Source organism: Diaminobutyricimonas sp. LJ205, assembly GCF_009755725.1.
Lineage (GTDB): Bacteria > Actinomycetota > Actinomycetes > Actinomycetales > Microbacteriaceae > Ruicaihuangia.
Genome location: NZ_CP046619.1, coordinates 683,225 through 696,195, shown reverse-complemented (window position 1 = coordinate 696,195; position 12,971 = coordinate 683,225). Strand labels below are relative to the sequence as shown.

The 12,971-nt window shown below is 67.4% G+C and carries 14 protein-coding genes; 7 read left to right on the top strand and 7 right to left on the bottom strand.

What is annotated here, in order from left to right; all coding sequences use genetic code 11:
* The first annotated feature begins 33 nt into the window (after positions 1-33).
* Positions 34-657, top strand: a complete 624-nt coding sequence (locus tag GO591_RS03380) for a hypothetical protein (RefSeq protein WP_157155521.1) — start codon at positions 34-36, stop codon at positions 655-657.
* Between the two features lie 35 nt (positions 658-692).
* Here GO591_RS03380 and GO591_RS03375 read toward each other — a convergent pair whose 3' ends face one another.
* The 7 genes from GO591_RS03375 to GO591_RS03345 all read right to left on the bottom strand — a co-directional run bounded on the left by GO591_RS03375 (position 693) and on the right by GO591_RS03345 (position 5,792).
* Entirely contained in the window at positions 693-1,271 is a 579-nt protein-coding gene (locus GO591_RS03375) for a GNAT family N-acetyltransferase (RefSeq protein WP_198295542.1), read from the bottom strand.
* 77 nt (positions 1,272-1,348) lie between these two features.
* Positions 1,349-2,164 (bottom strand): ABC transporter permease, encoded by an 816-nt coding sequence (locus GO591_RS03370; RefSeq protein WP_157155520.1) that lies wholly within the window; start codon positions 2,162-2,164, stop codon positions 1,349-1,351.
* On the bottom strand, positions 2,161-3,057 hold the full coding sequence (locus GO591_RS03365) for an ABC transporter ATP-binding protein (RefSeq protein ID WP_157155519.1): 897 nt from the start codon (positions 3,055-3,057) through the stop codon (positions 2,161-2,163). Before GO591_RS03365 ends, GO591_RS03370 begins: the two co-directional genes overlap by 4 nt.
* 18 nt (positions 3,058-3,075) lie before the next feature.
* On the bottom strand, positions 3,076-3,753 hold the full coding sequence (locus GO591_RS03360; RefSeq protein ID WP_157155518.1) for a uracil-DNA glycosylase: 678 nt from the start codon (positions 3,751-3,753) through the stop codon (positions 3,076-3,078).
* Positions 3,750-4,475 carry a type 1 glutamine amidotransferase family protein gene (locus GO591_RS03355; RefSeq protein WP_157155517.1) on the bottom strand — a complete coding sequence of 242 codons (726 nt, stop codon included), beginning with the start codon at positions 4,473-4,475 and terminating at the stop codon, positions 3,750-3,752. Before GO591_RS03355 ends, GO591_RS03360 begins: the two co-directional genes overlap by 4 nt.
* Positions 4,472-4,954, bottom strand: a complete 483-nt coding sequence (locus GO591_RS03350) for a phosphoribosyltransferase (RefSeq protein WP_347877702.1) — start codon at positions 4,952-4,954, stop codon at positions 4,472-4,474. Before GO591_RS03350 ends, GO591_RS03355 begins: the two co-directional genes overlap by 4 nt.
* A gap of 70 nt (positions 4,955-5,024) precedes the next feature.
* Entirely contained in the window at positions 5,025-5,792 is a 768-nt protein-coding gene (locus GO591_RS03345; protein WP_157155515.1) for an SDR family oxidoreductase, read from the bottom strand.
* A 93-nt stretch (positions 5,793-5,885) separates the two neighbouring features.
* Between GO591_RS03345 and GO591_RS03340 the strand changes: the two genes are divergently transcribed.
* From GO591_RS03340 to GO591_RS03315, 6 genes are all read left to right on the top strand, one after another.
* Positions 5,886-6,995 carry an acyltransferase family protein gene (locus tag GO591_RS03340; protein WP_157155514.1) on the top strand — a complete coding sequence of 370 codons (1,110 nt, stop codon included), beginning with the start codon at positions 5,886-5,888 and terminating at the stop codon, positions 6,993-6,995.
* 107 nt (positions 6,996-7,102) lie between these two features.
* Positions 7,103-8,419 (top strand): bifunctional o-acetylhomoserine/o-acetylserine sulfhydrylase, encoded by a 1,317-nt coding sequence (locus GO591_RS03335; RefSeq protein ID WP_157155513.1) that lies wholly within the window; start codon positions 7,103-7,105, stop codon positions 8,417-8,419.
* Positions 8,420-8,590: 171 nt separating this feature from the next.
* On the top strand, positions 8,591-9,799 hold the full coding sequence (metX, locus tag GO591_RS03330) for a homoserine O-acetyltransferase MetX (RefSeq protein WP_157155512.1): 1,209 nt from the start codon (positions 8,591-8,593) through the stop codon (positions 9,797-9,799).
* Between the two features lie 44 nt (positions 9,800-9,843).
* Entirely contained in the window at positions 9,844-10,269 is a 426-nt protein-coding gene (locus tag GO591_RS03325; RefSeq protein ID WP_157155511.1) for a sigma factor-like helix-turn-helix DNA-binding protein, read from the top strand.
* Between the two features lie 290 nt (positions 10,270-10,559).
* The gene (locus tag GO591_RS03320) at positions 10,560-11,723 is read left to right on the top strand and encodes a sensor histidine kinase (protein WP_157155510.1); all 1,164 of its coding nucleotides are present in this window, start codon (positions 10,560-10,562) and stop codon (positions 11,721-11,723) included.
* The gene (locus GO591_RS03315) at positions 11,720-12,961 is read left to right on the top strand and encodes a hypothetical protein (protein ID WP_157155509.1); all 1,242 of its coding nucleotides are present in this window, start codon (positions 11,720-11,722) and stop codon (positions 12,959-12,961) included. Before GO591_RS03320 ends, GO591_RS03315 begins: the two co-directional genes overlap by 4 nt.
* Positions 12,962-12,971 lie beyond the last annotated feature (10 nt).

The following is a 12,971-nucleotide window of genomic DNA, read 5'->3' as shown; positions in this document are numbered from 1 at the left end:
CTGATACGGTCTTAGATCGGAGGGGAGTCGCCGGTGAATTCAGGGAGCGTGCGCACAGGCGCGGTTGCCGTGGCTGTTCTGGCGATCCTGGTGATCTCCGGCTGCGCGACTGAGCCGAAACCGACGCCGGTGCAACCGACCGAGACCGCCGAACCCAGTGAAACGCCGACGGCCGTCGCCGAGCCGACCGAGAAGCCGCTGGAGTTCAACCAGCCGCGCGCGTGCCTCGAGATGCTGCCACCATCGCGGCTGGACGCCTTCGCCGACGATCGGCTCGATTTGCTGGGCGGACCCGGCGGCGTGTACGGAACCAGCTACTTCAGCGACGCCACCCCTGAAGAGGCAGAGGGCGGCATCAGCTGCATCTGGGGCAGCGAGAGCATGCAGACCCGTCAGATCGTTATTTCCGTTGCCCCGGTCAGTCCCGCGAACCGGCTTCGGATCACCGACGAGTTCGCCGCCCAGGGCCTGAACGAGGATCGCATCGAGGACACCATGGTCTACGGGCGGGAGGGCGACCTCGAGATTGCCCCGTCGGTGCTGAACGTGCTGCGCGAAGACAGCTGGATCTCGGTGATCACCAGCCCGGGCGGCCAGAAATCGTATGAAGAGGCGCAGGCAATCGTCGGCGAGGTCGCGGGCAGCGTCTACCGCTGAGACGCCCAGGCGGATTCCGCAGCGCGCAGCCGACGCTACTTGAGGCTCTTCTGCAACAGCACGGTGCCGAGCCAACGGTCGAATTTGTAGCCCACCTTGCCCAGGTGACCGATTCGTTTGAAACCGAATTGCTCATGCATCCGGATCGAGGCATCCGCGCCCCTGTCGGCGATCACGGCCACCACCTCGCGGATGCCGCAGGCCCGCGACCGCTCGAGAAGCTCTGCCATGAGTGCCTTGCCGAGGCCCTTGCCGGTTGACGCTGCGCCGAGATAGATCGAGTTCTCAACGGTGTAGCGGTAAGCCGCCTTCGCCTTCCATGGATACACGTAGGCGAAGCCGAGGATCTGACCGCTCGGCGACTCGGCCACCAGGAACGGGAAGCCGAGCTTCTCGACGGTCAGGAACTTCGTCTTCAGCTCGCGCAGGGTCTGCGGGCTCTCGTCGAAGGTGACCGTCGAATTGGCCACGTAATAGTTGTAGATCTCGCGGATGTGGGGCAGGTCGGCGAGGGTCGCGTCACGCAACTCAAACGAGAACGGCGCCTCGGATGCCGGGGGCTTCCGCAGGTGGCGTGGAAGCACGCGGCGCTCCTGGTATTCCTCTTCGAGCATTGCCGACCTCCTCAGTGCTTATCTCCTGAGCGCCTATCTCCTGAGTGCTTATCTCCTGAGTGCTCACCTGAGTCGAATCAGGTGACGTCCCGCTTCCACGTTGTCACATGTCCGACCAGCGTGGCGACCACGGCAATCCCGGCCAGCACCAGTCCGCCCTGCCACCACTCGAGGGTGGGCACATTCTGGCCGCCGGTGCTGAGCGCTGCGAAGAAGCTCGAGCCGACGAGCGCGTCGCTCGCCGAGCCGGGAAGGTACTGGCCCACCTGGGCAGCCCAGTCCCAGAACGCCGCCGCACTGCGCAGGATCGGTTCGACGAACTGGGTGAACGCAAGCACGATCACGATGACCGCGACCTGGTTCGGCACCAGCGCGCCGAGACCCACCCCGATCACACCCCAGAGCGCCATGGCCAGGATGCCGCGCGCCACCAGCAGCCAGGTCTCGGTTTCGTCGACGGCGGGATCGACATCGCCGATGCCCAGCAGCGGGGCACCGACCGCGATGGCGGCAGCGAACGCGGCCACGCCGAAGCCGGCTCCGGCGACGGCCAGGGCGACAATCTTCGCGGCCAGCACGCGTCCGCGACGCGGGGTGGCCAGGAACGTTGGAGTGAGGGTCTGGTGCCGGAACTCCGCGGTCACGGCCAGGGCGCCAAGCAGCACCGGGAAGACGTAGCCGATCGAGGTTGCTGAGCTGTAGACCAGCTGGTTCAGGTCTGCGATCCCCTCCGGGGGCGTACCGCCCTGCGGGCCGAGTTGATCGGCCAGAGCACCGAACAACAGGGCGAACAGTCCCGAAATAAAGGCGACGTAGCCGACCAGGACTATCAGCAGGAGCCACCACATGCGGGTGCTGAACAGTTTCGCGAACTCCGCGCCGACGAGCCTCATGCCCCGGCCCCCTCTCCGACGAGGTCGAGGAAGATGTTCTCGAGCCCTCCCGATTCCGGTGTCAACAGTGTGAGCGCGATGCCCGCGCCGAGCGCCGCGAGGCCGACCTCCGCTGCGCTCAGCCCACTCACAATCAAGCCGCTGTCACCGTCGATGACCTGGGCGCCCGCGGCAGCCAAGACGTCGCGAAGTCCCTTGCGGTCGAGGGCGTCGGTGACCACGCGGGTCCCGCGCTCGAGTTCGGTGAGGGCGCCCTGGTAGACGAATCGGCCCTTGGCGATGATGACCACCTCGTCGACGGTCTGCTGCACCTCGCTGAGCAGGTGCGAGGACACCAGCACCGTGCGTCCCTCGCTGGCGAGCTGGCGCAGCAGCACCCGGATCCAGCGGATGCCCTCGGGGTCGAGTCCGTTGATCGGCTCGTCGAGCACGAGCACTCCCGGGTCGCCGAGCAGGGCGAACGCGAGACCGAGCCGCTGCCGCATGCCCAGCGAGTAGCCACCGACTCGGCGGTCCGCGAAGTCAGCGAGTCCGACCAGCGCCAGCGTCTCATCCACCCGGGTGCGCGGAATCCCGGCGGCGCGAGCGTAGATGGCCAGGTGGTTGCGCGCCGTGCGGCCGGGGTGGAAGCTTGCGGCTTCCAGGGCGGTGCCCACGGTTTCCAAAGGCCGGTCGAGGTTCGCGTAGGCGGTGCCGGCGAAGGTCGCGGTGCCGGCGGTTGGGCGGACCAGGCCGAGCAGCATGCGCATCGTCGTGGTCTTGCCAGCACCGTTGGGGCCGAGGAAGCCGGTGACCCGGCCGGGCTGCACGGTGAAGCTGAGGTCTGAGACAGCGTCTACCTGACCGAACCGCTTCGACACGCCCTTGAACTCGATGGAAACTCCGGAAGGCATGGATCCTACTCTTTCAGGTCAGTCGTCCAGTGACCAATCAATGGGCGGCGCGCCCTGGGCTTGGAGGGCCTCGTTGGCGCGACTGAACGGCCGCGAGCCGAAGAATCCGGTGCGCGCGGACAGTGGGCTCGGGTGGGCGCTGGCAATCACGGGGACCTCTCCCAGCAGCGGTCGCAGCACCTGCGCATCCTTGCCCCACAGAATCGCGACCAGCGGGCGACCACGACCGGCGAGCGCCTGCACGGCATGCTCGGTGATCTGCTCCCAGCCGCGCCGGCGATGCGAACCGGCGTAACCAGGGCGGACGGTGAGCACCCGGTTGAGCAGCATCACGCCACGACCGGTCCAGACGCCAAGGTCGCCGTGCTCCGGCGGCACGATGCCCAGGTCGTTCTGCAGTTCCCGATAGATGTTGACGAGGCTGCGAGGCAGCGGGCTGACGTCGCGGCTGACCGCGAATGGCAGGCCGATCGGATGCCCAGGAGTGGGGTACGGATCCTGGCCGACGATCAGCACCCGAACGTCGTCGAACGGGATACGGAACGCCCGCAGCACGTTCTCCGGGGCAGGAAGGTAGCCATGCCCGGCCTCGACTTCGGCGCTCAGGAAGTGCTCCATCCGGAGCATCCGATCGGCGACCGGCGCGAGCACGTCCGCCCAGCCTGCGTCAATCGCGGTGTCGAGTTGGCCGGTCATAGGCCGAGCGTGCCGACCAGCACACCGTCATCGGTGTCGCTCACCCGCCAGACACTGCCGCGGCCTTCCACGCGCAGCGCGCCCTCGCCGACGATGAGCGCGGTGTGCTCGTCAATGGCGACCCCGCCGTCGACGAGACCTGCCTCCGTTGCGGCGATCAACCGGGCGAGCGTGCCCCACTGGGCCGCGTGCACGTCAACCGCCAGGTCGACCAGGCCGAGGCCCACGGCGACGGTCACGTCCTCGAGGTCCTCGCTGGCCTCCTGGGGGCAGACCGGAATCTCGCCGAGACGCCACCCGCCGATCACAGCACGGTCAGCAGCGATCGCTGCGCCCGCAGAGAAGCCGAGGTAGGGCAGCCCGTCCGAGACGAGAAGCCGGATCTCATCGATGATGGGCGTGACGGCGTCGAGGTAGGCCGGCGTCAGCCCACCGGCGATGAGCAACCCATCAATGTCACTGAGAACCGCGGATTCCAGCACGCCGCCCTCGAGCAGGCGGGTCGGGAGCAGTTCAACCGGCGCGGCGCGGCCGACCATGCCGAGAAAGCCATCGGCGAAGGCCTCGAGGTCATCGGCATCCTCACGCACCAGGACCGCGGCGACGCGCGGGACACGTCGGCCGACCCGGCGGCCCCTGGCCGTTGCCTCCTCGATGAACGGACGGTAAAGGGCGCCATCATCGTCCGGCGACCAGCCGCCGCCGAGGAGGTGAATACTCATGCGCTGAGAGTAACCGGCGGCAGGGCGCTCCACGGAAAAGTAATCCAGTGGGGCGTCCGACGCCAGACGAAATCGGGCTCCTGCATGGTGCCGGGCTTGCTGTACAGGCAGACCGAGCGCACGTCCGCCCCGGAATCGCTGAGCAACTGGACGACCATGGCGAGCGTGCGGCCGGAGTCGGAAACGTCGTCGACGAGCAGCACCTTCTTGTTCGCCAGCGACGGCTCGTCGAGCATTGGAGGCAACACGATCGGCTCAGGCAGGCGTTCGTCGACACCGGTGTAGAACTCGACGTTCAGGGCACCGCAGCTCTTGGTGCCCAGCGCGTAGGCGATCGAACCGGCGAGCAGCAGCCCGCCCCGGGCGATGGCGATAACGACGTCGGGAGTGAACCCTGAGTGCAGCACGTCACTCGCCAGGTGCCGCGATGCCTCACCGAATTCAAGCCAGCCGAGGACTTCGCGTTCTTCATTCGCCATCGTTCTACGGTAGCGGCTCCGCGTTACGGTCATGTTCCGTCGCCGGTACAGCCGCGCCCCAAACAACGGGTCATTTGGGGGTGAGCGGGCCCCTGATGACCTTGTGAGGCGCGGCCTGCGCCACCGGCTTCACGCTGATGAGGTCGAGGTTCACATGGCCGGGTAATCCGATCGCGTGAGCGATCGTGTCGGCGATGTCGTCTGCGCTGAGTGGGTCTCGCACACCGTCGTAGACGGCGTCGGCTTTGGCGTGGTCACCGCCGAACCGCACCAGCGTGAACTCGTCGGTCTTCACCATTCCCGGGGCGATCTCGATCACGCGCAGAGGCTCGCCGGCCAGCTCCAGGCGCAGCACTTCCATGAGCGCGTGGGCGCCCGCCTTGGCGGCGTTGTAGCCTGCACCGCCCTCGTAGGAGACGTGGGCTGCGATCGAGGTGATGGTGACGATGTCGGCGTTGCCGTGCGCTGCGGCTCCGCGACGCAGCACCGGCAACAGCGCACTGGTGACCCGCTTCACGGCGACGACATTGACATCGAACATGCGCGTCCAGTCATCCGGATCGCTCGACTCAACGCTTGCCAGCCCGAATGCGCCGCCGGCGTTGTTGATCAGGGCATCGAGTGGGCGATCAGCGAGAAAGTCACGGAGCGCGTCGACATCCGCCTGCCGGGTGACATCGGCGGTGAAGATCTCGGCGCCGGTCTCGGCGGCGAGCGCCTCGAGTCGGTCCGTGCGCCGGGCGACCCCCACGACATCCCAGCCGTCGGCGCGCAATCGTCGGACCGTGGCTGCCCCGATTCCCGAACTCGCCCCTGTGACTACTGCGCGCTTGGTCATGCCGCCCCTTTTCTGCTCGTTTCCTGCGGTTCCACCGTATCCGGCGAAGGCGACCGGGGCAGGTCACCCCCGAACGGGGGATAATCTGGGTCGATGACTGAGCAGGTGCGCACCGCCACCGCGCCCACGCCGACCAAGCGGGTGCCGGTGTGGGACAACGCCCGATTCATCTGCGTGACGCTCGTGGTGATCGGGCACGGCATTCAGCGGCTGACCGCCGAAAGCGACGCCGCTCTCGCGCTGTACCTTTTCATCTACGCCTGGCACATGCCGGCGTTCGCGATCATCAGTGGGTACTTCTCCAAGCCCGGGCCGCCGAACAACCGGCAGATGAAGCGCGTCCTCACCGACATCCTGCTGCCCTACGTGATCATGGAGTCGATCTGGACGCTCGTCCAGTTCCTGGTCGAGGGCAAGACCGAACTGAACCCGACCCGGCCGTCCTGGACGCTGTGGTTCCTGCTCGCCCTCGGCATTTTCCGGTTGGTGCTCCCCTACCTGTCGCTGATCCGTTGGCCGCTCGCGTGGGCGGTCCTGCTGTCGGTGGGCGTCGGCTATCTCGAGAACATCGACCACACCTTCTCGCTGGCCCGGGCGATCGGCATCCTGCCCTACTTCGTGCTCGGCTGGAAGATTAAGGAATGGGGCTGGGCGGAACGCTGGCGCACCTTCCGCTGGAACAGCTGGTGGGTGCGTTCCGCAGCGATCGCCGTGCTCGCCGGCTGGATGCTGGCGATCATCATCAACATCGACGCCTGGCGCGAGTTCGACCTGCGGTACTGGTTCTTCTACGACCGCAGCTACGCCGCCCTCGGCGAGGTCGTCTGGTGGGATGCCCTGCTGCGGCTGGCGCTGATCGGGCTGGCCGTGCTGCTCAGCGCGGCATTCTTCGTACTCGTCCCCCGCAGCCGCACCTGGATGACCGACTTCGGCCAGGCGACGATGTACGTCTACCTGCTGCACAGCTTCGTGCTCTATCCGATCCGGGAGACCGGCGTGCTCGGCGGTGAGACCTCGTCGGCCATGTGGCTGGTGGGGATGGTGCTCGCCTGCATCGCCATTTCGATCGCGCTGTCCTCCACCGTGGTGCGCAGGATTTTCCGCCCGCTGATCGAGCCGAAACCACGCTGGCTCTTTGTCGATCACGACAGTGGGAAGCCCGGATCGTCGCGGGTCGATCCGACCGGATCCCGCCGCTCCTGAGTCCGGGTTACGCCATGTTTCACACCCGTTGACCCGGTGAACCGCCCTACCTAACGTTGCTCGGGAGCGGGCGCGTCGCCGGCTCCCACGAACCCCGAGGAGTACCCATGAGCGACTGGAAGTTCGAAACCCTGCAGATCCACGCAGGCGCGGCACCCGACCCGGTGACCAACGCCCGCGCCACCCCGATCTACAAGACGACGTCGTACGTTTTCAACAACTCCGACCACGCGAAGAACCTGTTCGCCCTGGCCGAGTTCGGCAACATCTACACCCGCATCCAGAATCCGACCCAGGATGTCGTCGAGAAGCGCGTCGCCGCGCTCGAAGGCGGCACCGCCGCACTGCTGCTGGCCTCCGGCCAGGCGGCGACGACAAACGCGGTGCTGAACATCGCGCAGGCCGGTGACCACATCGTGTCGTCGAGCTCGATCTACGGCGGCACCTACAACCTGTTCAAGTACACGCTCGCGAAGCTCGGAATCGAGACCACGTTCGTCGAGAACCAGGACGACCCGGACGAGTGGCGTCGCGCGGTCCGCCCGAACACGAAACTGTTTTTCGCCGAGACCATCGGCAACCCGCGGATCAACGTCCTCGACATCCGCTCGGTCGCCGATGTGGCGCACGAGAGCGGGGTGCCGCTGATCGTCGACAACACGATCGCGACGCCGTACCTGATCCGTCCGTTCGAGCATGGCGCCGACATCGTCGTGCACTCGGCGACCAAGTTCCTCGGCGGCCACGGCACCGTCATCGGCGGCGTCATCGTCGACGGGGGCACTTTCGAGTGGTCGAAGAACGTCGAGAAGTTCCCCGGTCTGACCGAGCCGGACCCGTCGTACCACGGGGCCAGCTACACCAGCGTGCTCGGCGACTCGATCGCGTACATCATCAAGGCCCGCGTGCAGCTGCTGCGTGACCTCGGTGCGGCGATCTCGCCGGACAGCGCGTTCTCGCTGATCCAGGGCATCGAGACGCTCAGCCTGCGGGTCGAGCGCCACGTGCAGAACGCGCAGGCGATCGCCGAGTGGCTTGAGAACCACCCGGACATCGCGTCGGTGAATTACTCCGGACTGCCGTCCAGCCCGTGGTACACGGCGGCGAACAAGTACGCCCCGAAGGGTGTCGGCGCGGTGCTGTCGTTCGAGCTCAAGGGCGGCGTCGACGCCGGCCGCGCGTTCGTCGACAGCCTGCAGCTGTTCAGCCACCTGGCGAACATCGGCGACGTGCGCTCGCTCGTCATCCACCCCGCGTCGACCACGCACTCGCAGCTCACCCCGGAGCAGCAGCTCACCGCGGGCGTGACCCCGGGCCTGGTGCGCCTGTCGGTCGGACTGGAGAACGTCGAGGACCTGAAGTCCGACCTCGAGACGGGCCTCGGCGCTGCACGCGACGTCGTGAAGGCGGCCGCGTCGGCGTAACCGCGGTGGAGCTAAAGGCAATCGCGCCAGCGATTGCGCGACCCCAGCGCCGACCGAGCCTGCGAGGTCGGTACTAGAGGCAAAGCGAACGCCGCCATTCTTCGGAGTGGCGGCGTTCACCATTCGGTGTGGATGTAACACGCCATCCGCATCACCGATACTGGCTAGACCATGGATTGGCAGACTTCGGAAGACACCGTCCCCTCGGAGTTCATTACCGACGCCAATATTCGCTCGGTGCTGGGCAAGCCTTCCGCATCCGGAGCGTGGCGCGAGGGCGACCATCCCGGCCAGCGGTTGTTCGTGCAGGTGGGGTCGATCGACCTCGAGGGCGGCGAGCGGCTTCCGCAGGTGCGGATCGCCTACGAAACCTTCGGTGAGCTGAACGCGGATGCCTCGAACGCGGTGCTGGTGCTGCACGCCTTGACCGGCGACAGTCACCTCGCGGGGCCCTCAGGCCCGGGGCATCCGACCGCCGGCTGGTGGGGAGGAATCGTCGGCCCAGGTCTCGCGATCGACACCGACCGGTGGTTCGTCGTCGCCCCGAACATGCTCGGAGGCTGCCAGGGCTCCACCGGCCCGGCCTCGCTCGCCCCGGACGACGAGGAGTGGGGCCCCCGGTTCCCGTTCCTCACCATCCGCGACCAGGTCGCTGCCCAAGCGGCCCTCTCCGACGCGATCGGCATCGGCACCTGGGCGGCCGTCATCGGCGGCTCGATGGGCGGCATGCACGCCCTGGAATGGGCCATCGGCCACCCCGAGCGAGTCGAACGGGTCGCCGTGCTGGCCGCGCCCGCGATCTCCAGTGCCGACCAGATCGCACTGAACTCGGTGCAGGTCGAGGCAGTGCGGATGGACCCGGCATTCGCCGACGGCGACTACTACAACGCCGCCGACGGCGACGGCCCGCACCGCGGTCTCGCCCTGGCCAGGCGGATGGCCCTGCTCAACTACCGGTCGCCGACCGAGTTGAACGACCGGTTCGAACGCAGCTGGCAGTCGAGCATCTCGCCGCTCGGCGACGGCGGCGTGTACGCCGTGGAGAGCTACCTGGACTTCCACGGCAACAAGTTCACCCGCCGGTTCGACGCGAACAGCTACATCACGCTTGTGAACGCGATGAGCTCCCACGATGTGGGGCGCGGCCGCGGCGGCATCGTCGCTGCCCTCGAGCGCGTCACCGCACACGCGCTGGTGCTCGGCATCGACAGCGACCGGCTGTTCCCGGTGCCCGACCAGCAGCTCGTCGCGCGTCACCTCGCGCGCAACATCGACGGACGCGACGCCGTGGTGATCAGTTCGCCCTATGGCCACGACGGCTTCCTGATTGAGAACGACCTGGTTGGAACGCAGCTGAGGCGCCTGCTCGAAACCGCTTAACGAACTCCCGTCAGCTTTGCTAGGGTGCTTCGCAGGGAGAGCCCATGGCCGAGATCGCACCACCCAGCGTCGTCAGAGTGCACGGCACCGGCGAGCCGTCGGTCGCGGTCGTCGGCACGCTGAGCGCCTGGCGGGAACTGGTGTCGCACCCGGAGTTCCCGCACACCGACGGGGTCGGTTCGATTCTCGACGAGATCCGCGTGGCGGCGGGCCTGCCGGCATCCCGGCCGGACGGCATCCGATCGCCACATCTGGGCGCCCGTGAGCTTCGCGCAATGACGCTCTACGCGGGCGGGCACAGCGTGCGCGCGGTCGCCATCGAGATGGGCACAACCGAAGAGACGGTCAAGTCCTACCTGAAGCGGGCGCGCGGCAAGTTCCGGGCCACTGGCATCGATTTGGGCAACCGGATGCTGCTGCGTGAATACGCGTTGCGGGCAGGCTGGCTCGACCCGATGGCCGTCGACTGAAGCAGCACGATCGAGCAGAGCGAGCATGGAAATGCGTCGGGGCCGCAGGCGGGCCTGCGACCCCAGATGACCCCCCGGTCGCGCGAGAAAACTCGCAGTGCGTGCACTGGTTCGGGCCAAATGCTCGCGGTGAATTGTGTGGCAGCGCTGAAGTTTCTTCGGCACACCCCTCTTCGATTCAAGGATAGTCGGCCACCCTCATCCACTACGATCGGGGTGGCACCCCCAGTACTGGTGCCAGTCTGTGGCAGCATAAGCTGTTGAGTCGATCTCATGCATTCTGAGAGCCCATGGAACTGATCACTAAAGAGCGCGAGCGCCTCCTTCAGCGGACCGCGCGTCTCGTCGTCCTGTGCGGCTCCGCGGTCGCTCTCGCCTGCCTGAGCCTTCCCGATCTGCTGCCGATCGAGTCCTACCTGAGCCTGCTGCCGCTGTTCGCGATTCTGGTCCTGGCGGCCTTCGGACTGACCGGCCGGTTCCAGATGCTCTGGCTCATCGCCGGGCTGGGTGCGGGTCTCGCGATCCTGGTGGTCGCGTCCACTCCGTGGGATGCCACCCCTCAGCCGGCGCTCGCGACCGCCCTGGCGCCGCTTGCCGCGGGTGGCATCGCCGGATTCGCGGTGCTGTTGACCGCGACCCTGCCCCGCATGCTGCTTCTGGTCGTCAGCGCGACGGCAAGCACGTTGCTCATCGAGTGGGTGAGCGTCGACACCGGACTGCTCTCGTCGGCCGCGCTGGCTGCGCTCACCGGCTGGATACTGCTCGCCTTCGTCGGAGTGTGGATCACCCACACGGTGCCTCGCGCCGCCCGCCGGATCCACAACATCGGCCGTGCACACCGCGCGGAGCGTCAGGCGAGCGAGACCGAGGCGCAACGCCGCCAGGGTGCCCGCCTGCTGCATGACACCGTGCTCGCCACCCTGACCTTGCTCGCGCATTCCGGGGTCGGCGTCTCCAAGGAGGCACTCGCCCAGCAGGCGGCCGACGACGCTCGGCTGCTGCGCCAGTTACGGCTCGGCGCAACGCCGGTGCCGACCTCGTCAGGGCAGTACCAACTGGAATCGGTCGAGGACACCGTGCTCGGCACGACCCTCGAGTCCGTCAAGCACCGGTTCGGCCGGATGGGGCTCGAAGTCAGCTGGCATGGCACCGGGCAGGTGTTGTTGCCCTCGCATGTGCTTGACGCCTTCTTGCTCGCCCTCGCCGAGTGCCTGGAGAACGTGCGGCGGCACTCCGGAGTGACCCAGGCGCACGTCACCATCACCGAGGACGACACCACCGTCCGGGCGATGGTCACCGACAGCGGTGTGGGTTTCGAACTGCACGGCATCGACGAGCACAAGCTCGGCTTCCGGGAGTCGGTGGTAGGCCGGCTGCGCGAAGTCGGCGGCAACGCCCGGTTGTTCTCAACCCCCGGCCAGGGAACGACGGTCGTGCTGGAGGTGCCGCGATGACCAGCCCACTGGAGAACACCCTCGGCGTGGTGATCGGCAAGCGCGGCCGCGGCACGCTCTCCCGCGTGCCCAGGGCGGTTCGCCAGGCCACCCAGAGCGGCGCCACGCTGGGCACCGCCCACCTCGGAATGGGCGCGGGCATCGTCTGCGCGGTGCAGGCACTGTTCGGCTTCGGGGTGTTCCTCAGCCACTTCGGCGCCTACCCGCAGGGAGCGCCGGCCGCGTTCGCCTGGCTGCTTTTCGCCGCCGTCTTCGTCGGCGCGATCATTGTTTTCCGTACCGTCGGCGAGCGGCTGCCGACCTGGCTCTTCGGGGCACTGGTGCTCGCCCTCGCCGCCATCGTGGCGCTCGATTTCATCGCGATCTGGCCGCTTGGTGACATCGGCGGGTACGCCACCGCATCGGTTTCGGCCGGCTTCGGCTTGCTGTTCGCGATCACGCTGCGCAAGCCCGCCGAGGTGATCACCGTCGCCGCGATCTTCGGCGCCGCCTTCATCATCGCGATCGTGTTGACCACGCCCCTGGACTCCGAGTCGCTCCCCCGGCAGATCACCGTGGTCAGCCTCGTCGTGCTGCCCGCCGTGATCGGGGTGCTCGTGGTCCGCGGGTTCCGCCGGATGGTGCAGGTCGAGCTGGACCGGGTGCTCGTGCAGAGCACGGTGTCGGCACCCAGGTATGCGGTCGGCATGCTCGCCTCGGAAGAGCTGGCCCGCCTCGACCTCGCCGCCGAGAAACTGCTCGAGTCGGTCGCGACCGGACGGGTGACGCTGCCCCTCGAGCCGGCTATCGCCTCGCAGGCGGCCTCACTGGCGACCGAACTGCGATTGCACCTGATCGAGGGCAGGCGTGAAACCTGGCTGCACCACGCCGTCACCGAGTCGGAGCTGCTCGGCCGGTCGGTCACCCTGACCGACCAGGGCAGCCTCGCCGGACTGCTCGACCCGGTCCAACGCGACGGCCTGCTGTCGGCAGTGTGGATGCTGCTGAGCGAAAGCCCCGCGACATCCGGCAATCGGAAAATCGAACTGCAGCTGGGTCCGGTGAATCGCACCACCCAAACCGCGGTCGGACATCGCCTGGTGGTTCCGATCCGGATGACGATCACCGGCGTCAGCCGCAACCGGATCGAGCCATCGACCTGGGGAGCGATCAGTCGGGTTGGCAACTACACCGTGTCCCAGAACACTGGGCTGGACGTCGAGATCGAATGCCTCGTCGAGAACCCGGCAAGCCAGTGAGCACGCGCAC